Source organism: Desulfobacterales bacterium (assembly GCA_029211065.1).
GTDB lineage: Bacteria > Desulfobacterota > Desulfobacteria > Desulfobacterales > JARGFK01 > JARGFK01.
The window spans coordinates 1-22,477 of sequence record JARGFK010000031.1 but is presented as its reverse complement, the minus strand read 5'-3'; the positions used below and the strand labels follow the sequence as shown (position 1 = coordinate 22,477).

Here is a 22,477-nt window from a genome sequence, read left to right as displayed (position 1 = left end):
TGCCGCTACATCATAAAAAATGGATCCACATCGATCAGGACCTTGGCTTTGCGTTGATTAAACAGCGCGCCCCGATCCTTTATCAGTTGGCGAACGAACTGGTGAAGCGTTCCGGCCCGCTTGCCTTTTATCAGGATCTGCCAGCGGTGTTCCTGGGCAATCCGTGCAAGGGGCGCCCGAATCGGCCCCAGCACTTCAATGTTGCGGCAAAAGGATTTACTGCCTTGTTGCAGCGCGCTGCAGGCCTCTCCCAGTTCCCTTGCAACCTGACCGGCATGGTCTTTGTGTTTACCCGCAATTCTGACCTGAATGATTCTGGAGAACGGTGGATAGTTCAGGGCCTTGCGAAAAGTAATTTCCTGGGCATAAAACCGCTTGCTGTCCTGGTCCCGCGCAGCCAATATGCTGAAGTGTTTCGGGTTATAGGTTTGCAACACCACCCGGCCGGGAACTTTTCCCCGACCGGCCCTTCCGGCCACCTGGGCCAGAAGTTGAAAAGTCCGTTCACCGGCCCGAAAATCCGGAAAACTGAGGGAAAGGTCTGCGCAAATAACACCGACCAGGGTAATATTCGGAAAATCATGCCCTTTGGCGATCATCTGGGTTCCCACCAGCACATCAATTGTCCGGTTCCTAAGTCCTTTCAAAAGCGTTACAATGGATCCGCGCCGGGCAGTGGTATCCCGGTCCATTCTGGCAACCCGTGCCTCCGGAAAAAGCGCCCTAACCGCTGCCTCCACCTTTTCCGTCCCCAGGCCCAAGAGTTTTATTTTAGACGAACCGCAGCGATCACATGTTAATGAAAACGCTCTGGAAAACCCGCAATAATGGCATTTATAGGCATTGGCCTGCTGGTGCAGCGTCATGGAAATGTCACAGTTTTTGCAGCGTACGGCTTCGCCGCAGACCGAACAAACCGGCAGCCCGGCAAAGCCGCGCCGGTTTAAAAAAAGAAGAACCTGTTCATGTCGCCCAAGCGTCACTTTCATGGCATCGTGGAGTTCAGGTGTAATAAAGCGCCGAACCCCACGCTCATCCCGGTTCTCTCCAAGGTCGACAATCCGGATTTCCGGAAGGGGTTGCTTTTCAACGCGATCTTTAAGGGTCAATTCGATAAACTTTTTGGTATCCGCATTATAAGCGGACTGTATCGACGGAGTGGCAGAGCCCAGCAGGGCAATGCACCCATGCTCTTTCGCCCTTACCACGGCAAGATCCCGGGCATTGTATCGCAGACCGCTCTCCTGTTTATAGGAAGTGTCATGCTCCTCGTCCACGACAATCAGCCCGATCTTGTCTAAAGGCGCGAAAATAGCGGATCTGGCGCCGATCACGATGGGCGTTTCACCATTCAGAATGCGGTTCCATTGATCATAGCGTTCACCTGGAGAAAGGCCGCTGTGCAGCACCGCGATCCGTTCGCCAAAACGCGAACGAAAAGACCTTTCCATTTGAGAAATCAGTACGATCTCCGGCACCAGCACCAGGGCCGCATAGCCTTTTGTCAGCGCTGCTTCGGCCAGCTGCAGGTATACCTCTGTTTTCCCGCTGCCGGTGACACCGGCCAGAAGATAGGTTGAAAATTCCCGTCCCAGAGAGGCTGAAATCGTGGTGACGACTTCCAGCTGCTCCCCTGTCAAAGTCGGCGCCGTATCAGGCAATATGGATTCACCAAAAGGATCTCGAAACACCCTTTTGTATCGGGTCCGGACATATCCTCCTTTTTGCAGGGACCGGATCAAAGCTGCGGCGTTTGGAACGATGGCTTTAAGATTTTTTAACGCAACCTCCTCGACCGATGAAAGGGCCGCAATGATTTTCTGCCTCCCATCCGAAATATTTCGAAGAGGGACATCCGGGTGTTGCAATGAAACAAAGCGCTCCATGCGGGGCCTTGTCCGGGCCCCTCTGAGCTCGGTTTTTTGATCAATCCAGCCTTTCTTTTCCATCTCTGCCATGAGTGCTTCGGAAATATTTTTCTGAAGCATCCGGTTCAGATCCTTCAGCCGGGCGGAACCTGTTTTCAGTTGGGATAGAACTTCACCCTCGCGGTCGCCGGAGACTTCTCCTTGCAATGCACGTTCACCTTTCTCCGTCAGTTTGAAAACCGAATATTCATAGAGATTCAAACCGCCGGGCAGTGCGCCTTTAATGACCTCTCCGATGGGATGCAGGTAGTACGAAGATATCCATTCGAAAAACGGAATGAGAACTGCCGGAAAAAGCGGGCGGCGGTCCAGCACCTCCTGGATAAATTTCATTTCTGTGCGGCCGCAGCTTTTGCCCGGCCCCAGGACATACCCGGTTACCCGGCGGCGGCCAAACGGCACCAGAACCCGTTTTCCGACTGAAACATCATCCATCAGTTTATCCGGAACCTGATAGGTAAACGTACCGAACACCGGCAACGCGACGGCCACGTCTATGTAGCTGTTGGAATGAACCATATACAAAAGACAATCCGGCTCAGGATACTTTCTTTGGTCAAGCGCCGGATGTTGACCCGTAAGGTTTTCATAAGAAGCTCGATCTTCCGAAACATTCAGGGTTGCCCCGGGCAGGAATCGAACAGCGACTGCCTAAATAATCATTTATAGCGCCAATCTCAAAACGATTCAAGTCCGGCCGGATGAAAAAACCAATGTAGATGCGTCAAAACCTGTTTCCTTCAACTTCACTCCAAAAGACTATTTTTTTAAACGCCAACCAATTAACTATTGAAATTTATATAGAAATATAATATTAAGGCGTTACCGGAATTTAAACCCAAGGCGGCGGGCGCCACTGGCTCGCCCGGGCTTGAGATGGATCGGTGTGATATGTGAGGGATCGCATTCTAAAGGAGGATTATATGCTTAAACACTCTAAACAGTCCATTGTCTTTCTTACCATTGCAGCGCTGATTCTAATTCCCTTTGCTACGGAATCCCTGGCGCAAGACAAATCCGCCCAAACGGAGTATAGCGCGGAAAAAATGATGGCTGATGTCCTGCTGGTCCGGCCGGTGGGACTTTTAGCCACCGTCTTCGGCAGCGCCGTATTTATTATCGCGTTGCCTTTTTCACTTCTGGGCGGCAACACCGGGACGACATACGAGAACCTAGTTGTCGCGCCGGCTAAATTTACTTTTAAAAGGCCTATCGGCGACATTTAATTTTAGCACCCCTCTCTGCTGTTGGAAAAGGCGTCCTCTCCCATTTAGGGCAGGACCGGCCTTCCCGCTGGGGATTCACCGGTATTGCGGTGTTTGACCAGCCATATTTTTATGTAAAGCCCAATCGCCGTCTGCAACCCAACAGCCGGCTCAACACATTTCGACGCGTTGATATCGCTCTTATAAACGACCCGTAATTTTCCGTCGTCTGAATAGAACGGCCGCCTGACGATTGCCGCTGCAGCGCCGCTTTTTTGATTTACACGGTCGGTAGTCGCGGTTAACCCGGAATAAATTTTCTTTCTCATTGAACAATTCATGCAAATTGATACCTTAAAAATTTAAGTTTTTTGTTTGGACCGGCTTAAGCGATAGTGCAAAAAGCGACGTTTTCAAAGGTCCCAAGGAGGCTGCCGTGACCGTTCATGTTGTCGACCATCCATTGATCAAGCATAAGCTGGGGCTTATGCGGGAACATCACGTGACCACCAAGGATTTCAGGGATATGGCTTCCGAACTGGCCAGTCTGCTGACCTATGAAGCCACCAAAGACCTGCAGACCGAGCAGGAAACCATTCAGGGATGGGCCGGCCCGGTAACGGTTGAAAAAATCAAGGGGAAAAAGATTACCGTGGTTCCGATTTTACGGGCGGGTCTGGGAATGATGCACGGGGTTCTCAACCTCATTCCTTCCGCCAAGGTCAGCGTGGTGGGGATGTACCGAAACGAAGAAACCCTGGAGCCCGTGAAATATTATGAAAAAATGACCAGCAATATAGAAGAGCGGATATCCCTGATACTGGACCCCATGCTGGCTTCCGGCGGCACCCTGCTGGCGGTCATCAATCTTTTAAAGGCAGCCGGCTGCAAACAGATCAAGGGGCTTTTTATCGTAGCCGCTCCGGAGGGGATCCGTCGACTGGAAGCAGCCCATCCCGACGTTGAAATTTATACGGCCGCAATCGACGAAAGGCTGAATGACATCGGTTATATTCTGCCGGGACTGGGCGATGCCGGCGATAAAATTTTCGGAACAAAGTGAGGAGGTTTTTATGGCGCAGAATACAGCTCCCCCGATATATCACTTCAGACTGAAAGACAGCCTGGTGGGTGCCCAGATGTTGTTCGTGGCATTTGGCGCCCTGGTCCTGGTGCCGCTTTTAACCGGTCTGGATCCCAATGTAGCCCTTTTTACGGCCGGCGTCGGGACGCTCATTTTTCAGGCTGTCACCAAAAAAATGGTGCCGATTTTCCTGGCCTCTTCCTTTGCATTTATTGCCCCGATTATCTACGGCGTCCAGACATGGGGGATTCCTGCAACCCTCTGCGGACTATCGGCCGCAGGCGGGGTCTATATTGTCCTGAGCCTTTTGATCCGCTGGCGCGGAAGCGATATTCTCCTGAAAATCCTGCCGCCGGTTGTTACCGGACCGGTAATTATGGTTATCGGACTCATCCTGTCTCCGGTTGCCGTTCATATGGCAATGGGCAGGACCGGCGACGGCGCCGCCGTTCTGGTTCCTGAAATGACGGCCCTGGTGGTCTCCATGATAACGCTGGCCACAACCATACTGGTTTCGCTTCTGGGCCGCGGATTTTTCCGGTTGATACCCATCCTGTGCGGAATCTCCGTCGGATATCTTGTTTCCCTCCCCCTCGGACTGGTTGATTTTTCTCCTGTTTTCAAGGCGCCCTGGCTGGCGCTCCCCCATTTCGTTTTTCCGGAATGGAGCTGGCAGGCTATTTTTTTCATCGTTCCCGTGGCCATTGCCCCGGCCATTGAGCATTTCGGCGACATTCTCGCAATCGGCTCCATTACGGATCGAAACTACTTAAAGAACCCCGGCATCCATCGCACCATGCTGGGTGACGGCCTCGCAACCTCCTTTGCCTCATTCTTGGGCGGCCCCCCCAACACGACATATTCGGAAGTCACCGGCGCGGTTGCCCTCATCAAGGTCTTCAACCCGGCCATCATGACCTGGGCAGCCATTTTCGCAATTCTATTGGCTTTTATCGGCAAAATCGGTGCGGTTCTGCAAACCATCCCGACGCCTGTGATGGGCGGCATCATGCTTCTGCTTTTCGGGGCCATCATGGTCGTCGGCTTAAACAGTCTGGTAAAAGCCGGTGAGGATCTTTTGGAACCCCGCAACCTGTCGATTGTGGCACTGATACTGGTCTTTGGAATCGGTGGAATGGCTTTTTCAGCCGGTGAGTTTTCCATTAAGGGGATCGGTCTTGCCGGGATACTGGGGGTTCTGCTGAATCTGGTGTTGCCTGGAAAATCACAACCGAAGTCCTAAAAGCCCGCCGGTCGGGCGCGATATTAGCGTTCATCCATCGGCGTGTAATGCAACTCCTTCGGCCCGATATATACCTGGCGGGGTCGGTTGAGTTTCCACATGGGGTCATCCACGCTCTCTTTCCACTGGGCAATCCAGCCGGGCAGTCTGCCGATGGCAAACATGACCGGGAACATGTTGGTGGGTATGCCGATCGCCCTTAGAACAATGCCGCTGTAGAAATCGACGTTGGGGTAAAGGTTTTTCTCCACAATATAATCATCGTTCAGGGCGGCAGCCTCCAGATCCTTTGCCAGGTCCAGCAGGGGGTCGTGGGTTTTCAATTTTTCCAGAATTTTATCGCACATTTCCTTCATGATTTTTGCCCGGGGGTCATAGGTCTTGTAAACCCGATGTCCAAACCCCATCAGCCGAAACGAATCATTATTATCTTTGGCCCTTGCAATAATCCGATCCACCGACCCGCCGTTGCGATGGAGTTCCTCCAGCATTTCAATCACGGCTTGGGTGGCGCCGCCGTGAAGCGTCCCCCACAGGGCTGCTATCCCTGCTGAAATAGCGGCATACAGGTTCACCCGGCCGCTGCCGACAACGCGGACGGCGGAGGTCGAACAGTTCTGTTCATGGTCGGCATGCAGAATCCAGTAGGTATTCAACGCCTTTACGATGTCTTCGTCGATTCGATACGGCCGGACCGGACTGTCAAACATCATATTCAGAAAATTGGCGCAGTATGAAAGATCCGGACGCGGGTAGACGACCTTGTGTCCCCGGGATATTTTATACGACATGGCCGCCAGTGTCCGCACCTTGGAAAGTAGACGCGTAACGGTGCTGTTGATTTCTTCTTCGTTAATCTGCAGTTCCGGATAAAAACTGCGCATGGCGGTCACCATGGAGGACAGTATCCCCATGGGGTGTGAACCCCTGGGAAAACTTTCAAAAAAATTACGCATGTCCTCATGCACCAGCGAGTGATCGTTGAGCAGCATGGACATGCGGTTAAGCTGGGACCGGGTCGGCAACTTCCCGTTTATTAAAAGGTAAACCGTTTCTCTGAAACTGGAATACTCAGCCAGTTGTTCGACGGGAATGCCGCGATATCGCAGAATTCCCCTTTCCCCGTCCACGTAAGTGATGGCGCTGGCACAACTGCCGGTGTTGGCAAACCCGGGATCCAGCGTTATCATACCGGTCATCTGTCGCAGGTTTGTAATATCAATTGCCTTTTCACCCTCCGAACCTTCAGTCAGCTTTAATTCATAGGTTTTGTCACCGATCACCAATTTTACTTTTTCCGTCATATCGCTTCCTTTAAATAGTCATTTCCTTATTCAGGCGTATCTCCGTAGCTGTAAATAGAGTGTTCAGGAACCAATCCGACACTTGTCCGCATGGATGCTGTCCGGGTTTAACGAAAATACGGGAGGGCCGTTATTATAAAACAGAAACCATTGGAAGACCCTAATATATGAATCGTATGGGAAAGTCAAACAGGTGCCGATCGTTGGTCTCTTTCCGGGTCCAGGGTTTTATTTACATGTCATTGAGGCTGTGATAAGATTTTGCGAAAACGATGCAAAGGGGCGCCCGTGTCATTTAAAGAAAATATAATCAAAAAAATAAAAATCGATCAACTGGCGGAAAACGTACGGCTGTCTTTGAAAAAACAGGATAATGGTACCCGGGTGGACAAAACATCCATGCGGCAGCTCCTGGATATCGCTTCCTATCAATATGAGCGGCAACGGGATTTAGACCTCTATATCAAACAAAACCCCGCCGGCGCCATGCGGATTCTGGTTCTGGACAACGAACTGGCCATTTACGCCACCGGGATTGCGGATGTGGTCTTGCGTAAAAGTCCCACGATCAAGGAAATGATCAATATCCGCAATGCCGTTAAAATACTCAGCGACAGCGACGTGGTCGTTTGTAAAAAAACGGATTCTGTTGCGGCCGTTCACCAGGAATGCGTTGACGCGCTGGATCTGACACTGAACAGGTCCGATTTGGAAGCGATTGCGGAAGACGGCCGCATCGCGCTGGAAATCAACGATCCGGATGGGGTCCGCCTGTGCCTGTCGCTTTTTTACAAGCTGCTGGATTTCAGCCTCCCTCCCCGGCATTTATCTGTCGGCACCCTTGAGATTGCCGGCAAACGGACAACAACAGAAAACGGGGAGATTTTATTTGGCCCGGCCGTGATCTACCGTCCTGCTGACAACCATTTGAAATACATGGAAGAAACCATCAGTTCGCTGGACAGGCAACGCGCCGATATTTTGCTCCAGGCGACGGATGGAAAAGTAAAGGCGGCCGGTGAGGGGCCGGCGGTCTTCCAATATCTTAAAGATATTGCTATCGGAAAATATTTTTGACATATTATAACGGCTTTCGATAAAAGGGGTTGCGGTTTTTCTCATGGGGAAAAGAGGAAAAAATGTTTCTTGAAAAGTGGTGGGAGCGGTTTGCCAAAAGTTTTTTAAAATATGACGATACCAGCGCCTCGCCGGACCGCTATATCGTCCTGCGCCGCAATATCGTCATCTTGATGATGGTGGTCACCATTGTTCCCCTTACATTCATGGCGGCCATCAATCACTATCAATATCAAGCCGGCCTCAAGAATGAAATTATCAATCCGGTCCTGGTCCTGGTCAGCAAAACCAAGCATTCCTTTGAACTGTTTCTGGAAGAACGTCTCTCTACGGTCCGCTTTATCGCCTCGACCTATTCGTTTGCAGAGTTGTCCGAAGCCAGAACGATCGGTCGTATCTTTCGAACGCTGAAAACTGAATTCGGCGGTTTTATCGATCTGGGTCTTTTTGACAGCAACGGCATCCAGGTGAGCTATGCCGGCCCCTATGCCCGGTTTTTGGGTAAAGATTATTCCAAACAGGCCTGGTTTGAGGAAACGCGGGTCCGCGGCACTTATATCAGCGAAGTGTTTATGGGGTACCGTGAACTCCCGCACATCGCCATTGCCATCCAGCACATGCCGGAAGAGGGCCCCAGCTGGATTCTGCGGGCAACCATCGATACCGACAAATTCGACATGCTCATCGCATCTATGGGGCTGGACCCTGAAAGCGACGCCTTTCTGGTGAACCGGGACGGCATTTTCCAGACCAATTCCAAATTCTACGGCAAAGTCGTGGAAACCGCCATCAAGGGCATGAAACTGGGGGCCTATGACTATCTGATGAAACCGACGGAAACGGAAGATCTCGTGAAAAAAATCAACAGCGCGGCAAAGGTCAAGCAGGAACATGATGAACGCATTCAGCAGGCTGAAATTCAGAATATTATCAAACAGCGCGGCTGGTAGTGCCAGACAAAATAACGCAATGCAACCGTCTTTTTTTAGGGTTAATTATTCGGGAAGGCTCAGGAGGATCTTATGAAATCTCGTACTGTTAAAGAGGTGATGGTACCCCTGGCGCAATATGCCACGGTACCCGAAAATGCAACCATGTTTGAAGCAATTATAGCCTTGGAGAAGGCCCAGCAGGAGTTCAACCAGTCCCAGTATCGCCATCGGGCCATACTGGTATACGACAATAACAAACAGATTGTGGGAAAAGTCAGCCAGCTGGATATCTTAAAGGCGTTGGAGCCGAAATATGAACAGATTGAGGACACGAAATCCATATCCCGGCTGGGATACAGCCGTCAGTTTCTGAAAAAAATGATGGATCAATTCAACCTGTGGAACAAGCCCCTGGATGATATCTGTAAAAAGGCAGGCTCGACAAAGGTCAAGGACTTCATGTATACCCCGACGGAAGGCGAATATATTGAAGAAAGCGCCACCCTGGACCAGGGCATCCACCAACTGATCGTCGGACACCACCAGTCGCTGCTGGTTACCAGAGAAAAGGAAATCGTCGGCATCTTGAGAGTGACGGACGTTTTTCATGAGATTTGCACTACTATCAAAACCTGTGAAATTTAATATCCTCCGGAAAACCGTTAAAAGCTGACTACTGTTATTTACTTAGGAGACGCTATATATGACCCGCGACTTGAATCCCACCGAAGCGCAAGTGAAAGAGAATCGCAGAAAATTTTTATTTCTTGCTGTCGGCATCCTGTTATTTATCATCGTTTACTACGCGCCGCCCTGGGCCGATGCGATTGACCCCGCCGGTAAAAACTTTGTCTTGACCCGCGAAGGCAAGGGGGCCCTGGCGGTTTTTCTGCTGGCCGGCACGTGGTGGGTTTTTGAAGTCCTGCCCATCGGCATCACCAGCATCACCATCGGCGTTCTCCAGGCCCTTTTTGTGATCCGCCCGGCCAAAACCGTTTTCCAGAATTTCATGGACCCGTCGGTCATGTTTATCTTCGCCTCCATCATGATCGGCCTGGTGTTTACCAAAACCGGCCTGACCCGGCGCCTGGCCTACAAGATGCTGGTCATCGTCGGGGAAAAAACCAGCATGATCTATCTGGGGTGCTTTGCCGTCACCGCCGGCCTGACCCTGGTAATGGCCCACACCGCGGTTGCCGCCACGATCTATCCCCTGCTGTTGTCGGTTTACAGTCTTTACGGTGAAGGCAGCAAACCGACCCGCTTCGGCAAGGGACTCTTTATCGGTATGGCCTATGTGGCCGGCGCCGGCAGTATCGTCACCCTGCTGGGGGCGGCCCGGGGCGCCGTTGCCATCGGTTTTTTTAACGACATCGTCGGCAGAAATATTTCCTTTTTTGAGTTGAGCTACTATATGCTGCCGGTGGGGTGGCTGATGGTCATTATCTTATGGGGTTTCTTTCTGGTAATGTGCAAACCCGAAAAGAAAACCATCCCCGGTTTGAGAGCAAGAGCCCAACAGCTCCATGCCGAACTGGGATCCGTCACCCGTAAGGAAATTACCGCCGCCCTGATCGTTTTTGCCTGTATTTTAACGTTGTCATTACGGTCTTTTGTCGCCTTTCTGGAACCCCTTGATAAAACCGCCATTATCCTGCTCTCCTCGATTCTGTTTTTTGTTACCGGCATTCTGGGTATCGACGACCTGGAGGAGATCCCCTGGAATATCATCCTGCTCTTCGGCGGGGCCATGAGCATCGGCTTTTGCCTCTGGGAAACTGGGGCCGCCCAATGGCTGGCGATAAACTGGCTGGTCATTTTCAAAAAAGCCAACTGGTTTATTTTTGTGATGGGTATCGCCTTCTTTGTCATGGTCATGACCAATTTTATCATGAATGTAGCGGCCATCGCCATCTCGCTGCCGGTGGCGCTGGTGATCGCCCCCTATCTGGGGGTGGCGCCCGAGGTTATCTTTTATGCCTCGCTGACAACCGCCGGCATGCCGTTCCTGCTGCTGGTGGGCGCAGCCCCCAATGCCATCGCCTATGACTCCAAACAGTTTACCAGCGGTGAATTCTTCATGTACGGCATACCGGCCAGCATTATCCTGATGCTGGTCGTGGCGTTTGCAGCGCTGGTTATCTGGCCGCTGATGGGGATGCCTGTAACCCTTGCAGGATAAGATATGTGGAACCGAATGAGCCTGCGCAGCCGAATCTATACCCTTCTGGCCGCCCTGGTGTTGATTACATTTCTGGGCGGGGCCGTTTCCATGTGGTATTCTTATCGGATGGAGCGGGTGCTCGCCGCCATTATCGATAAAAATCTCGTCGCTTTTCAGTCCGCCCAGTCGCTGGAAGCAGCCCTGGTCAATCAAAAAGGATTTGTCTCCTATTATTTTATGGACGGCGACCCCGCCTGGCTGCGCCGCCTGGGGGAATATCGCCAGATTTTCACGGAACGGCTCGCCCGTACCCGCCTGCTGGTTGAAAATGAAGAGCAAAAAATCGCCATTGAACAGATCGAACGCAAGTATACGGATTACATCACTGCCAAGGACCGGGTCATTGAATTGTATAAAGCCCGGGAGCGCAGCGCCGGCGCGCATCTCCATCGCGATGACCGCAATCAGTTTTTTGAGGTTTTTGCACTGTGTGATGCCTATAAAAAGATCCATCTGGACCAGATCCATAAGGCCCAGCTCATGAGCAGCAGCCAGGCGCGCAAGCTCCGAATCACCGCGTTTGCCGCCATATTATCGGTAACCGTCCTAACGGCATTGCTTTTCTTTGTGATGGTCATACATGTCTTAGGGCCGATTCGCCGGCTATCCACCGCTGCCAACCGCGAAGGCGCTTCCAAAAAAACCACCAATGAAATTAAAGCATTGAGCCATACCATTCATGGGCTGATTGAAGATATCGACAAAACTTACAATGAACTGGAAAAAAGCCGCGAGCATCTCCTCCAGGCGGAAAAGCTGGCGCTGGTGGGGAAGCTGGCTGCCGGCATGGCCCACAGCATCCGTAATCCCTTCACCTCGGTAAAAATGCGATTGTTCTCTCTGGCCCGCTCGCTGCAGTTAACCGACACCCAGAAAGAAGACCTGGCGGTGGTATCCGAGGAAATCCGCCATATCGACACCATTGTACAGAATTTCCTCGAATTCTCGCGCCCGCCCAAACTCAAGATGCAGCCCATCAGCCCGTCCAGCGTCGTCGATTCCGCCATCCAGATGCTGGAACATCGATTAAAATCATACGATGTGACCCTCCGGGTGGTGCGGGAGTTCCCCTTGCCGGACATCCAGGCGGATCCCGAACAGCTCAAGGAAGTCATCGCCAACCTCATCGTCAATGCCTGCGAAGCCGTGGAAAAAGGGGGCTCCATTGTTATCCGCGAGGAAGAAAGGCTGGATGCCGCCCTGGGTCAGGCAGCCGTGATTCATGTCAGCGACAACGGCCCGGGCATTTCCAATGCCATCAGGGAAAAGGTCCTGCAGCCCTTTTTTACCACAAAGGAAGAGGGGACCGGCCTCGGACTCAGCATTGCCGTGCGCATTGTTGAAGAACATCAGGGTCGCCTCGAATTCATGTCGGACTCGGGAAAAGGAACCACCTTTACGATCGCCCTCCCCCTTCGGGCGTAAGACCTGCAGTTGCAAAAAAATGGAGCGTTAAATGCCGAACACGATTTATATTATTGACGACGACGACCAGCTTCGCAAAAGCTTTCACAAGCTTTTAACCGAAGAAGGCTATGGAGTCGAAAGCGCGGCATCCGGCGAGGCCGGCCTGAAACTGATCCGGCAATCCATCCCGGACGTCGTTATCATAGACATTCGCCTTCCCGGCATGAACGGCCTTGAAACCTTTCAGGCCATCCACACCCTTGAACCCAAGTTGCCGGTCATCATTATGACGGCTTACGGGACCACCGAGACTGCCATCGAAGCCACCAAGATGGGCGCCTTTGATTATATCCTCAAACCCTTTGAAATCCCTGACATGCTCCGGGTCATCGCAAAAGCGATCGAAGCCGGGCGGTTTATGCGCTCTCCCGTCGAAATGGACATAACCCCCGACAACAGCTCCCGGGAGGCCCTCATCGGACGCAGCGGCCCAATGCAGGACGTGTATAAGGCCATCGGCCGGGTTTCCGCCACGGACGCCACCGTTCTCATCCGGGGCGAATCCGGAACCGGCAAGGAACTGGTGGCCCGCGCCATCTATCAGCACAGCCTTCGTGTAAAAAAACCGTTCCTGGTCATCAACTGTGTCGCGATTCCCGAAACCCTGCTGGAGAGCGAACTGTTCGGCTATGAAAAAGGGACCTTTACCGGCGCGACCCATCGCCGGATCGGAAAAATCGAACAGGCCCACGGCGGAACGGTATTTCTGGACGAAATCGGCGATATGCCCTTTGGCCTGCAGTCCAAGATATTACGCCTGCTCCAGGAAAAAAGCATCGAACGCCTGGGGGGGCGCGAAACCATCCCGGTGGATGTCCGCATCATCGCCGCCACGAACCGGGACCTGGAAGCTGCGCTCACAGAAAACCGTTTTCGCGAAGACCTGTATTACCGCCTCAAGGTCATTACCATCTGGCTGCCGCCCCTCAAGGAACGGAAAAGCGATATCCCCCTGCTGGCCGATTATTTTCTTTCCCGTTACGCAGCGGAAGTCGGCATCGACAACCCGGGAATCACGGACGCCGCCAAAGAGATTTTAAGCAATTACGCCTGGCCCGGCAATGTTCGCGAAATGGCCAACGTCATTCACAAAGCACTGATTTTTAACCGCGGGGCCCCCTTGGGCGCCGAAGAAATATCCCAGACCATCCGCGAAAAAAGCACCGCCAGAAGCACGGACGACGCCGACAGGGACCGGTTCCTGCAGGAATGGATCCGGGAGCGGCTGACCACCCGATCCGGCGCTACGCTGTTTGACGACTGTATCGACCGTTTCGCCAGCATCCTTATCAGTGAAGCGCTTCATATGACCGCCGGAAACCGTTCCAGCGCCGCTAAACTGCTGGGACTTTCCCGGCCCACCCTGCACTCGAAGATCGAAAAGTACCGGCTTAAAATTGAAACATCCGTCAAAGAGGACCGATCCTGATTCTTAATAGCGGTTGTCAAAAAAACGTTCCGTTATCCCAACGTTTTTTCTACAACCGCTTATACCGCAATTCATTGTTACGGAACTTTATTATGGAAAGCGGTATGGTACAAATAGATTTAAAAAAAGCTGTCATATTCCCCTTCCCTGCTGACTGGGTTCAACACACATCATAAACATCTATAGAAGCATCTTATTTGCCTTTTTGGCATAATATTTGCTCTATTTATTGCTGAAATTGGGTAAAAAGGAACGTTATCCAAATATCGCGTTATGAAAAACAAACCATGGAGGTGTATTATGCTGGTAAAAGATTGGATGAGCCAACCGGTCATTACCGTTGACGTGAATGATTCCATGCAGACCGCCATGACGTTGTTGAAAACGCATGCTATCCGGGTGCTGCCGGTCTTGAAGAACGGCAAGCTCAAGGGAATCGTAACGGATCGAGACCTGAAACGAACGTCGGCCTCGGACGCCACCACTCTGGAAGTTCACGAACTTCTCTACCTCATCTCCACCCTGAAGGTGGAAAACATCATGACCCCGGACCCCGTCACGGTTCCGTTTGACTTCACCGTGGAAGAAACTGCCGAGGTACTGCTGAAGCATAAGATATCGGGTGCCCCGGTTCTGGGTCAGCAAGGCGCTCTGGTGGGCATCATCACCCAGACGGACCTCTTCCGGGTCATCATATCACTGACCGGAATCGGCAAAAAAGGGATCCAGTTTGGTTTCCTGCTGGAAGACCGACCCGGGTCCATTAAAGAGGTGGCGGATATCATTCGTGATTTTGGCGGACGCATGGCAAGCATCCTGACTTCGTATGAAAAAGCGCCGGAAGGCTTTCGCTGGGGGTATATCCGCATGTACGGCATCGACCGCGGGAGCGTTCAGGACCTCAAGGAAAAACTGCTGGAAAAAGCCCGGCTGCTTTACATGGTGGATCACCGCGAAAACCGGAGAGAGATCTATTCATAGGCGCTAAATATAAAGGGAAGTACGAAAAACGGCCGGCAGAAAACCCGCGCTCACCATATGCCGGCAATCAGGGTCACACCGCCGGCGACCATCACTGCTGCTGCCACGCGCAGGCGCCAGGGCCGCTCTCCTAAGATAAGGGTGCCGATCATGGCGGCGATGATCACACTCGATTCCCGCAGGGCGGAAACCGCCGCCATGGGGGCAAAAGCCACCGCAAAGATCACAAGGCTGTAAGCCAGAACCGAACTGATCCCGGTTCCGACGTAAGGCAACCATTCGCGCTTGAGCAACGATAACAGTCGGCCCCTGCGCCGGTAAAAAACAAACACAAGCACCGGAAATTCAAATAAAAACAACCAGGCAATGTACCCGAAGGGATTGCCCGACAAACGGACCCCGATCCCATCTGCCACGGTATAGCCTGCGATGATAACCCCGGTGCCCCCCGCAAAAAAAAGGGCCGCCCAATTGCCCTTTAATGACGATTTCTGGAAAAATGCGATGCTGGCGATACCCGTCGACGCCATCACCACCCCGGCAACTGCCGGCAGTGCCAGCATTTCCCCTCCGAATATGGCTGCGCCCACTGCCACCAGCACCGGCGCAACCCCCCGGGCCAGGGGATACACCTGGCTCAGATCGCCAAACCGGTAGGCATTGATCAGAAACACATAATAAGCGTAATGAAATAACGCCGACACGCCGATGGCGGCCCAGCTGGCCGGGTCCGGCACCGGCACAAACGGTAAGGCCAGCACCCCTGCCAGACATTGCCCCAGCGCCACCGAAGAAATCACCAGCAGCCGGTCCGATGCCGTTTTGACTATCGCATTCCAGCCGGCATGCAGAAATGCAGCCAGCAATACGAGCATCGCAATGTGGATATCCATACGACAAAACCAAAGGAAGGAATAGTCGCCCGTGTGTTTTAGAGAATTAGAGTCCCCCGAGAAGAAACGTCCTTCTCGGGGGTGGCAAAAGTCAGGCCGTTATTTTTTCTTTTTAGTAGTCTTTTTGGCGGCAGCTTTGGCTTTATCAGCCGCTTCTTTTAATTGAACCGCGGTTTGTTTTGCCGCTTTGTATTCTTTCTTTTCCATCTCGCCGTTCAATTTGGCGGATAAGTCCTGCGCCCCTTTCAATTCATCAGCGGCGTATTGCTCCGCTTCGGCGGTTATGGCTGCCTGCAAAGCGGCATTGGCGGCCTCGACTTCCTGTTTCGGCGGTTGGGCGCAGCCTGCCATGAAAGTAAGGACGGTGATGCAGCAACATAATACAATACCTGATTTAATCGGATTTTTGAGTTTCATAGTTCTTAAAACCGATGCCGCACACTGAACAGCCGGTCAGGTTTTCGCATGCCCCAGAATCCGATCCAGCAGGGTTTGCGTATCGCTGGTGGAATCAATACAGGAGCCGTTGCGACAGACATGCGCAACCGCTTTGTCTGCAATCACCTGCAACCCGTCGGTGTAACCGGCAAATTTAGCCAGGCGTTCGGCGTTTTGATCCGACTTAACGACGGTCACCTCGGATGGGGCGAAATTAAGATTCAATGCAGCCAATAGTTCTTTTGTGTCGGCTGCTTCCGAACTGCCGGAAATGACGACCTCCCGGCCGGGGTGGAGCGCGAAGTCGAGGGCGCACAGAAAAAAGGCAAAAGCCGTCGGTTGGGATTTCACCGTTCCGGCAAACGCCCGGACCAGTTCGCCGGCTTTCTTTTCCCATTTTGAGTCACCCGTCAATCTGCCCAAAAGTATCAGATTGTAAAGCGCGACCGAGTTCACCGAAGGGATCGCCCCGTCATACAACTCCTTGGGACGCACGGGCAGCTCATCACTTCCCCGGCGGGTGGAGAGAAAGCCCCCGTCCGTCTCATCCCAAAAGTCCCTGATCATATTCAGCTGCAAGGCCTGGGCTTCCTCGGCAAAAGCAATATCAAAGGTGGCCCCGTACAGATTGAGCAGGCCGTAAATCAAATAGGCATAATCCCCGGCCTGGGCCTCGATGGCCAGGTCGCCGTCTCTGAAGCGGTGAAACAGCCGGCCCTCGCTGTCCCGCATGCGCAGCAATACGAATTGAGCAGCCTTGCGGGCCGCTCGCTCGTAGTCCGGTCTGTTCAAAAACCGGGCGCCCCGGGACAAGGCTGCGATCATCAGGCCGTTCCAGTCGGTCAGGACTTTATCGTCCTTTAACGGATGGACCCGCTCTCGGCGTACCTGGAACAATTTATCCCGGATCCGCTTCCATTCTTCGTCCAATTGGCCTTGGGGCAACCCCAGCTTATCCGCCCATTTGTCAAGGGAGGCGGTAAGGTGCAGGATGTTGGCGCCGGTTTTTTTGTGCGTGCTCTCGTCTTGGAAATTGCCTTCGGGACTCAGTCGCAAAATCGTACCCCAGCGTTTCGCATCCTCATCCGCCAGCACGCGGTTAAATTCTTCCGCCGTCCAGATGTAGAATTTGCCTTCCTCTCCTTCGCTGTCGGCATCCTCAGCCGAATAAAAGGCGCCCTCGGTCGAGGTCATGTCCCGCAATACATAGGTGAAAATATCTTCGGCGGTTGCGGCCAGAAACGGGTCTTTGGTGACCTGGTAGGCTTCCAGGTAAGCTGTTGCGATCAGGGCCTGATCATACAGCATCTTTTCAAAGTGCGGCAGGAGCCATTTCGCATCGGTTGCATACCGATGAAAACCGAAGCCGACATGGTCCCAGATACCCCCCATGCGCATGGCCGCCAGGGTCCGCGTAACCATGTCCAATGCATGTGGGTCTCCGTTGCGATGAAAGCTGCGCAGCAGAAAAAGCAGCCGGTGCGGCGTGGGGAACTTCGGCGCGGATTCAAACCCGCCGTGCTGGGGATCAAATCCCCGTTTGATTTGTTGAAAGGCGCCGTCCAGCAGGGATTCATCGGGTTCATCCGCTCCGGCAAAGGCAAATGCCCGGGACATTTGGGATGCAATCCCGTCGGCCGAGGTGTCTATTTTTTCTTTCTGGTTCAACCACAACTCCCGTACCTGCCGGCAGATATCGATCAGACCCGGCCGGCCGAAACGGTTATTTTTGGGAAGATAGGTGGCTGCGAAAAACGGTTTTTTTTCGGGCGTCATGAAAATGCTCAGGGGCCAGCCGCCGCTGCCGGTCATCATCTGACAGGCGGCCATATAGACCGCATCGATGTCGGGGCGTTCTTCACGGTCAACTTTAATACAGACAAAGGTATCGTTGAGATAACGTGCGGCCTCTTCATCCTCAAAAGATTCCTTTTCCATGACGTGACACCAGTGGCAGGTGGCATACCCGATGGAAAGAAAAATCGGCTTGTTCTCGGCTTTGGCCCGGTTAAAAGTTTCTTCGGACCAGGACTGCCAGGCGACAGGATTATGGGCGTGCTGCAGCAGATACGGACTTTTTTCATGAATGAGCTGGTTATGGGACATAATATCACTCTCTTTCCAAATGTTTTGAGAAGCAATCGCCTAAGTTGGAGATCATGCTAAAATAATAGGCATAAATGTCGGAAAGCGCAACGTCGCAATCAATTTGTTTCTGATTATCCGCCCGGCATCGCAACGGTCTGATGAAAAGTTGAGTGCGGCGCTGAAGTGTTGATATTTAAAATAATAAAGGTTTGGCTTGCTATTACGTATAAAGGTGATTAAGCTATAGCATCAATTAAGTCCCGCCATAAATTTGCGGGAGTGTTTCTTTCTGTGGGAATTATCCGTTTGTTAAACGCTATTATCCTCCAGTTTGTAACGTTGAAATTTTTCGAAAGGAGGATGATATTATGACAAATGGAACTGTTAAGTGGTTTAATGACCACAAAGGCTTTGGATTCATCGAGCAGGAAAACGGACCGGATGTATTTGTGCATCATAGCGCAATCAATGCAGCCGGTTTTAAATCTCTCAGTGATGGTGCGCGCGTGACCTTTGACATCGAGCAAGGGCCGAAAGGTCCGGCCGCTGCCAATGTAAACGTTGTCTAACCTGCTTTTTAAGGCAATTAAAGGCATCTCCTTTTAAACGGGGGGATGCCTTTTTTAATGATTGCCCGCATCAAACCATAATGTTGCCGACAGAGAGTCTTTTCCTGTTCTCACGAGTCTTATCGATCCGGCAACCAGAAAGGAAACACTATGGCAAAACCCAATTACCAGTTCAAGAAACGTCAGAAAGAATTGGCCAAGAAAAAAAAGAAAGAGGAAAAAATGCAACGCAAGCTGGAAAACAAGGCGGCGGCAACCAATGAAACTGAAAAGGATCCGTCCCCTTCATTGGAGGACCGGTAGGCATAAGGGCCGATCCGTTCTTACGCTTTTAAGGACAACCCGTTTTCACGGGATCAAGGAACCCCCACAGGTCGAAATTTCGCATCCAATCTGTCATTGAGGTTCTGAAGGTAAAAATTTCCCCTGTAGGATTCGTCATCTGTATGGGGATAATCAGAACGATAGTGCGCACCGCGGCTTTCCTTTCGACGGTCTGCGCCAAGCGCAATCAGGCGGGCTGTGGTAATCATGCTTTTCAGCCCGTAAAGAGAAACAAGGCCATAAACCGAACTTTTTCCTCAAAACATTTTTTCTTGACCTCTTAAACCCGATCTCTTATGGTTCCAGCGCATTTTACGATATGCAGAAGCTTTATTTCGTCAATTACCGGTTCATAAACAGACAGAAAAGACAACGGATCATTATTATTCCATGAAACGATCACTTATAAAAAGTACCGGCAGGTATGTGCCTGATAGACATGTCACAAACGAAGAGCTGGCCGGGCTGATGGACACATCAAATGAATGGATTGTGCAGCGCACAGGCATCGAAGCCAGGTACTGGGTCAGGGAAGGTGAGGATGTCGGGACATCGGATCTTGCTTATGAGGCTTCCATTATTGCACTGGAAAAGGCGCACTGGAAACCGGAGGATTTGGATTTAATTGTGTTTGCAACCATGACACCCGACGTGAACGTGCCGGGTTCGGGGGCCTTTCTGCAGAACCGGCTGGGTGCGGAAAACGTCCCTGCCCTCGATATCCGCCAGCAGTGCACCGGGTTTCTGCATGGGCTGGAGATCTGCGATGCCTATATCAGGAGTGAAAAAGCGCAGAAAATCCTTTTGGTAGGGGCTGAATACCAAAGCCGATACCTGGAGCTGACAACCGAAAACCGTGATACGGCGGTTATTTTTGCCGATGGCGCCGGTGCTGTCTGCATTGAAGCAATTGAAACGGAAGAGGAAGTTGGCGTCATCACATCGATTCTCCATGCCGACGGAAAATATGCAGGAGCCCTGCGTGCGGGATTACCTGCTCGAAAATCCGGGCCTGCCATCAGTCAGATTGTAATACGAAACAAGGAACATTTTCCTTACATGGATGGTAAGGCCGTATTCAAACTGGCTGTGACCCGCCTGCCAATAGTAACAGAGGAGCTGTTGGCAAAAGCAAACATGAAAATTGAAGACCTGGATATGATTATTCCCCATCAGGCAAACCTGAGAATAAACGAAGCCTTCAGGGAACGGATGAATATCCCGGCAGAAAAAATGTATAACAATATTCAACGATATGGAAATACAACTGCGGCGACTATTCCGATTGCACTTGACGAACTCATGGAAAAAAACATGCTGAAACCAAAGGACGTTATCCTGTTCATCGGTTTAGGGGCGGGATTGACCTGGGGTGGTGTTATCTATAAGTTGCCATAGCCGCTTTTTGCCTCGTTTCAGATTTCCCACCTTCCGCAGAAAACCGCAGGGTGTCCATCACTCATGGCCCGCAAGGAGTTCAGGTTTGAATTCGAATTCACATTTGCAGGATTCGCACTCTGCATTTTTGTCCTTTTCTTCATCACACAGTTTAACCTTGACGCTGAAGCATTTGGGGCATTTTAAGTTCATCATCATTTCCTGCAACCGGCAGATTTGTTTACATGAAAGCTTCATATCCATCTCCCTTCAATTTGGTTTCAATTATAAATAACACACATTTCAACAGACGCGGGCGTACCGCTTTTCGTTCACTCAGGCAGACACACCTTATAATCCGGATAGTAGGCGATCGGCTTCATTCGTTACAAATTTCGATCAACCTGCTTTAAATTCTCCCATGCCTTCTCCAAACTCATGGGTGGTATTACAGGGACTGTCTTGGTGAGGGGCAATTCTTTGCTTGATAAAGCACATGATAGCACCACTTTGCCTATTGCATCGGCAGCAGCCTGAACTTTCTGGTTGTATGTTTCTATGGATATTTCATCATTTAGAAGTTTTTCGTACAAGCCAACTATTTTTGACTGTATAGAGAGTGCAATTTTTTCTTGTTCTTTGCTTGGGCAACAGTCCTTAAACTTGAACTCTGTTTCGGCGCTAAATGACCCCACCTTGGCTGCTTTTAGATCTATAGCATCCAATTTGGGTTTCAAATTCACACTTTGGAGGCAGCATCCAGACAATCCGATTAATGCCAGCCAAAGGCACAACGAAATTATTACCCTATGATATCAACCTCAGCGCCGGGAAATAAACCTCTTTCTGAAACTATTGCAATGCCGCCTTCGCTGATATCGATCATCGTTGCGGGGATCTTTTCTTCGTCTTTGCAAATCGTTATAGGGATATCCGTTTCTTGCCGCAAATAGCGTCTTTGCTCTGTGGTGCTCATATCCGAACCCCTTTATAGCATTTCAATTATCTTGCCGCTTTTATCCATGCGGCCTTTCTTTTCCAGCATCAACGCGCAATCGATGTCATAATCGCTCACCAGGTTCATTTCCTTTAAGATACTGCCGATCTTTTTGTGCCTTTCTTTCAGCGCCCAGAAAAGCTCCTTTTTAGTAATGAACCCCAGTTCAATCAGGATCTCACCGATCATTTTATTTTTCTTTTTCTGCAGCACCAAGGCAAAATCCTTCTGCTCAGGGGTTATGCGGCCTGCCTGCACCAGGATGTCACTGAGTCTGATCTTTTGCTGCGCCAGGGCTTTGCGAAGGTCTTCCTCGGAAATATAGTCGAGGGATTTCATTATTTCACCGAGTCTCGGCCGGTGGAACCGCCACTTCCGCATTCTGGCATAGAAGTAATCAATCAGGCTGGTGAGCCCAAACGCCGTCAGGGTTGAAAAAAGCAATAACAGGATAAACTCCGTACCGATGCTTTCGGAATTTTCAAGCCACAGCTTCGACCGGTCGGACGGTGTGAAAAAGTCGTAAGCAACCGGCAAAAACAAATAGAAAATCAAACACAGTGAAAATATGGCGATAAAAAGGTGTGCTTTTGAAATTGTGTTCATGGAGTTGCCGGTTCCCTTTCATGCATTTTTTTTAACCGGAACATCACCGGGTCCGGCCGGAATTCATTCGGCAGCGGCTCATTCCGGGTTTGCAGTCGATAGTCTGTACAATGGCTCAGGGGTACGGTTGCGGTGGGCGGAAGTGTTTCCGGAACTGCCGCGGTAAAGCTTGTGGCGATCTCATTTCGGATATCTTCTGGCGACGCCATATGACCCTTATCATGGAGGGTTAACAGTCACATACCTCCGGCAAAGCCGGAGGCTTGAATATGTGAACCGCTCAAAGCGGATTGATTATTGACCACCTAAAG

Annotated in this window: 24 protein-coding genes; 13 read left to right on the top strand and 11 right to left on the bottom strand. The window is 51.4% G+C overall.

Going from position 1 to position 22,477, the window contains the following annotated elements:
• Window positions 1-5: 5 nt before the first annotated feature.
• Window positions 6-2,447, bottom strand: a complete 2,442-nt coding sequence (gene priA / locus P1P89_08930; GenBank protein ID MDF1591622.1) for a primosomal protein N' — start codon at window positions 2,445-2,447, stop codon at window positions 6-8.
• Window positions 2,448-2,851: 404 nt separating this feature from the next.
• Here priA and P1P89_08925 point away from each other — a divergent pair, with 404 nt between their 5' ends.
• A complete protein-coding gene (locus P1P89_08925; GenBank protein ID MDF1591621.1) occupies window positions 2,852-3,154 on the top strand; it encodes a hypothetical protein in 303 nt (100 codons plus the stop codon).
• Between the two features lie 44 nt (window positions 3,155-3,198).
• Here P1P89_08925 and P1P89_08920 read toward each other — a convergent pair whose 3' ends face one another.
• On the bottom strand, window positions 3,199-3,462 hold the full coding sequence (locus P1P89_08920; protein MDF1591620.1) for a hypothetical protein: 264 nt from the start codon (window positions 3,460-3,462) through the stop codon (window positions 3,199-3,201).
• 107 nt (window positions 3,463-3,569) lie between these two features.
• On the opposite strand from P1P89_08920, the gene upp reads away from it, so the two are divergent.
• The gene (gene upp, locus P1P89_08915; protein MDF1591619.1) at window positions 3,570-4,196 is read left to right on the top strand and encodes a uracil phosphoribosyltransferase; all 627 of its coding nucleotides are present in this window, start codon (window positions 3,570-3,572) and stop codon (window positions 4,194-4,196) included.
• Window positions 4,197-4,206: 10 nt separating this feature from the next.
• A complete protein-coding gene (locus tag P1P89_08910) occupies window positions 4,207-5,460 on the top strand; it encodes a uracil-xanthine permease family protein (protein ID MDF1591618.1) in 1,254 nt (417 codons plus the stop codon).
• 23 nt (window positions 5,461-5,483) lie between these two features.
• Here the strand turns inward: P1P89_08910 and P1P89_08905 are convergent, their stop codons facing one another.
• A complete protein-coding gene (locus P1P89_08905) occupies window positions 5,484-6,764 on the bottom strand; it encodes a citrate synthase (GenBank protein ID MDF1591617.1) in 1,281 nt (426 codons plus the stop codon).
• Between the two features lie 288 nt (window positions 6,765-7,052).
• Between P1P89_08905 and P1P89_08900 the strand changes: the two genes are divergently transcribed.
• The 7 genes from P1P89_08900 to P1P89_08870 all read left to right on the top strand — a co-directional run bounded on the left by P1P89_08900 (window position 7,053) and on the right by P1P89_08870 (window position 14,874).
• A complete protein-coding gene (locus tag P1P89_08900) occupies window positions 7,053-7,841 on the top strand; it encodes a hypothetical protein (GenBank protein ID MDF1591616.1) in 789 nt (262 codons plus the stop codon).
• A gap of 62 nt (window positions 7,842-7,903) precedes the next feature.
• Window positions 7,904-8,791: a hypothetical protein gene (locus tag P1P89_08895; protein ID MDF1591615.1), complete on the top strand. Its 888-nt coding sequence runs from the start codon at window positions 7,904-7,906 to the stop codon at window positions 8,789-8,791.
• Window positions 8,792-8,863: 72 nt separating this feature from the next.
• Window positions 8,864-9,418: a CBS domain-containing protein gene (locus tag P1P89_08890; protein MDF1591614.1), complete on the top strand. Its 555-nt coding sequence runs from the start codon at window positions 8,864-8,866 to the stop codon at window positions 9,416-9,418.
• A gap of 58 nt (window positions 9,419-9,476) precedes the next feature.
• Window positions 9,477-10,955 (top strand): SLC13 family permease, encoded by a 1,479-nt coding sequence (locus P1P89_08885; protein MDF1591613.1) that lies wholly within the window; start codon window positions 9,477-9,479, stop codon window positions 10,953-10,955.
• Between the two features lie 3 nt (window positions 10,956-10,958).
• A complete protein-coding gene (locus P1P89_08880) occupies window positions 10,959-12,422 on the top strand; it encodes an ATP-binding protein (protein ID MDF1591612.1) in 1,464 nt (487 codons plus the stop codon).
• Window positions 12,423-12,453: 31 nt separating this feature from the next.
• Window positions 12,454-13,893 carry a sigma-54 dependent transcriptional regulator gene (locus P1P89_08875; GenBank protein MDF1591611.1) on the top strand — a complete coding sequence of 480 codons (1,440 nt, stop codon included), beginning with the start codon at window positions 12,454-12,456 and terminating at the stop codon, window positions 13,891-13,893.
• Between the two features lie 300 nt (window positions 13,894-14,193).
• Window positions 14,194-14,874: a CBS and ACT domain-containing protein gene (locus P1P89_08870; protein ID MDF1591610.1), complete on the top strand. Its 681-nt coding sequence runs from the start codon at window positions 14,194-14,196 to the stop codon at window positions 14,872-14,874.
• A 50-nt stretch (window positions 14,875-14,924) separates the two neighbouring features.
• Here P1P89_08870 and P1P89_08865 read toward each other — a convergent pair whose 3' ends face one another.
• From P1P89_08865 to P1P89_08855, 3 genes are all read right to left on the bottom strand, one after another.
• Window positions 14,925-15,767 carry an EamA family transporter gene (locus tag P1P89_08865; protein MDF1591609.1) on the bottom strand — a complete coding sequence of 281 codons (843 nt, stop codon included), beginning with the start codon at window positions 15,765-15,767 and terminating at the stop codon, window positions 14,925-14,927.
• A 99-nt stretch (window positions 15,768-15,866) separates the two neighbouring features.
• Window positions 15,867-16,184, bottom strand: a complete 318-nt coding sequence (locus tag P1P89_08860; GenBank protein MDF1591608.1) for a hypothetical protein — start codon at window positions 16,182-16,184, stop codon at window positions 15,867-15,869.
• A 36-nt stretch (window positions 16,185-16,220) separates the two neighbouring features.
• Complete coding sequence (locus P1P89_08855) at window positions 16,221-18,311, bottom strand: thioredoxin domain-containing protein (GenBank protein ID MDF1591607.1); 2,091 nt, start codon at window positions 18,309-18,311, stop codon at window positions 16,221-16,223.
• Between the two features lie 350 nt (window positions 18,312-18,661).
• On the opposite strand from P1P89_08855, the gene P1P89_08850 reads away from it, so the two are divergent.
• The 3 genes from P1P89_08850 (at window position 18,662) to P1P89_08840 (ending at window position 20,584) form a co-directional block, all read left to right on the top strand.
• Window positions 18,662-18,862, top strand: a complete 201-nt coding sequence (locus tag P1P89_08850) for a cold-shock protein (GenBank protein MDF1591606.1) — start codon at window positions 18,662-18,664, stop codon at window positions 18,860-18,862.
• A 150-nt stretch (window positions 18,863-19,012) separates the two neighbouring features.
• Window positions 19,013-19,165: a hypothetical protein gene (locus P1P89_08845; GenBank protein ID MDF1591605.1), complete on the top strand. Its 153-nt coding sequence runs from the start codon at window positions 19,013-19,015 to the stop codon at window positions 19,163-19,165.
• Between the two features lie 411 nt (window positions 19,166-19,576).
• Window positions 19,577-20,584, top strand: a complete 1,008-nt coding sequence (locus tag P1P89_08840; GenBank protein ID MDF1591604.1) for a ketoacyl-ACP synthase III — start codon at window positions 19,577-19,579, stop codon at window positions 20,582-20,584.
• Between the two features lie 57 nt (window positions 20,585-20,641).
• Here the strand turns inward: P1P89_08840 and P1P89_08835 are convergent, their stop codons facing one another.
• The 5 genes from P1P89_08835 to P1P89_08815 all read right to left on the bottom strand — a co-directional run bounded on the left by P1P89_08835 (window position 20,642) and on the right by P1P89_08815 (window position 22,375).
• Entirely contained in the window at window positions 20,642-20,821 is a 180-nt protein-coding gene (locus P1P89_08835) for a hypothetical protein (protein ID MDF1591603.1), read from the bottom strand.
• A 128-nt stretch (window positions 20,822-20,949) separates the two neighbouring features.
• A complete protein-coding gene (locus P1P89_08830) occupies window positions 20,950-21,300 on the bottom strand; it encodes a hypothetical protein (GenBank protein MDF1591602.1) in 351 nt (116 codons plus the stop codon).
• A 65-nt stretch (window positions 21,301-21,365) separates the two neighbouring features.
• Window positions 21,366-21,539, bottom strand: a complete 174-nt coding sequence (locus tag P1P89_08825; protein ID MDF1591601.1) for a PilZ domain-containing protein — start codon at window positions 21,537-21,539, stop codon at window positions 21,366-21,368.
• A 12-nt stretch (window positions 21,540-21,551) separates the two neighbouring features.
• Window positions 21,552-22,166 carry a hypothetical protein gene (locus P1P89_08820; GenBank protein MDF1591600.1) on the bottom strand — a complete coding sequence of 205 codons (615 nt, stop codon included), beginning with the start codon at window positions 22,164-22,166 and terminating at the stop codon, window positions 21,552-21,554.
• On the bottom strand, window positions 22,163-22,375 hold the full coding sequence (locus P1P89_08815) for a hypothetical protein (protein ID MDF1591599.1): 213 nt from the start codon (window positions 22,373-22,375) through the stop codon (window positions 22,163-22,165). Before P1P89_08815 ends, P1P89_08820 begins: the two co-directional genes overlap by 4 nt.
• Window positions 22,376-22,477: the final 102 nt, after the last annotated feature.

What these genes read in the sequence shown, in the direction of transcription:
- P1P89_08925 (MDF1591621.1), top strand. Translation starts at nt 2,852, where the DNA reads ATGCTTAAACACTCTAAACAGTCCATTGTCTTTCTTACCATTGCAGCG.
- P1P89_08880 (MDF1591612.1), top strand. Translation starts at nt 10,959, where the DNA reads ATGTGGAACCGAATGAGCCTGCGCAGCCGAATCTATACCCTTCTGGCC.
- P1P89_08850 (MDF1591606.1), top strand. Translation starts at nt 18,662, where the DNA reads ATGACAAATGGAACTGTTAAGTGGTTTAATGACCACAAAGGCTTTGGA.
- P1P89_08840 (MDF1591604.1), top strand. Translation starts at nt 19,577, where the DNA reads ATGAAACGATCACTTATAAAAAGTACCGGCAGGTATGTGCCTGATAGA.
- P1P89_08835 (MDF1591603.1), bottom strand. Translation starts at nt 20,821, where the DNA reads ATGAAGCTTTCATGTAAACAAATCTGCCGGTTGCAGGAAATGATGATG.
- P1P89_08865 (MDF1591609.1), bottom strand. Translation starts at nt 15,767, where the DNA reads ATGGATATCCACATTGCGATGCTCGTATTGCTGGCTGCATTTCTGCAT.
- P1P89_08905 (MDF1591617.1), bottom strand. Translation starts at nt 6,764, where the DNA reads ATGACGGAAAAAGTAAAATTGGTGATCGGTGACAAAACCTATGAATTA.
- P1P89_08825 (MDF1591601.1), bottom strand. Translation starts at nt 21,539, where the DNA reads ATGAGCACCACAGAGCAAAGACGCTATTTGCGGCAAGAAACGGATATC.
- P1P89_08885 (MDF1591613.1), top strand. Translation starts at nt 9,477, where the DNA reads ATGACCCGCGACTTGAATCCCACCGAAGCGCAAGTGAAAGAGAATCGC.
- P1P89_08860 (MDF1591608.1), bottom strand. Translation starts at nt 16,184, where the DNA reads ATGAAACTCAAAAATCCGATTAAATCAGGTATTGTATTATGTTGCTGC.
- P1P89_08920 (MDF1591620.1), bottom strand. Translation starts at nt 3,462, where the DNA reads ATGAGAAAGAAAATTTATTCCGGGTTAACCGCGACTACCGACCGTGTA.
- priA (MDF1591622.1), bottom strand. Translation starts at nt 2,447, where the DNA reads ATGGTTCATTCCAACAGCTACATAGACGTGGCCGTCGCGTTGCCGGTG.
- P1P89_08870 (MDF1591610.1), top strand. Translation starts at nt 14,194, where the DNA reads ATGCTGGTAAAAGATTGGATGAGCCAACCGGTCATTACCGTTGACGTG.
- P1P89_08890 (MDF1591614.1), top strand. Translation starts at nt 8,864, where the DNA reads ATGAAATCTCGTACTGTTAAAGAGGTGATGGTACCCCTGGCGCAATAT.
- P1P89_08895 (MDF1591615.1), top strand. Translation starts at nt 7,904, where the DNA reads ATGTTTCTTGAAAAGTGGTGGGAGCGGTTTGCCAAAAGTTTTTTAAAA.
- P1P89_08820 (MDF1591600.1), bottom strand. Translation starts at nt 22,166, where the DNA reads ATGAACACAATTTCAAAAGCACACCTTTTTATCGCCATATTTTCACTG.
- P1P89_08845 (MDF1591605.1), top strand. Translation starts at nt 19,013, where the DNA reads ATGGCAAAACCCAATTACCAGTTCAAGAAACGTCAGAAAGAATTGGCC.
- P1P89_08910 (MDF1591618.1), top strand. Translation starts at nt 4,207, where the DNA reads ATGGCGCAGAATACAGCTCCCCCGATATATCACTTCAGACTGAAAGAC.
- P1P89_08855 (MDF1591607.1), bottom strand. Translation starts at nt 18,311, where the DNA reads ATGTCCCATAACCAGCTCATTCATGAAAAAAGTCCGTATCTGCTGCAG.
- P1P89_08875 (MDF1591611.1), top strand. Translation starts at nt 12,454, where the DNA reads ATGCCGAACACGATTTATATTATTGACGACGACGACCAGCTTCGCAAA.
- P1P89_08815 (MDF1591599.1), bottom strand. Translation starts at nt 22,375, where the DNA reads ATGGCGTCGCCAGAAGATATCCGAAATGAGATCGCCACAAGCTTTACC.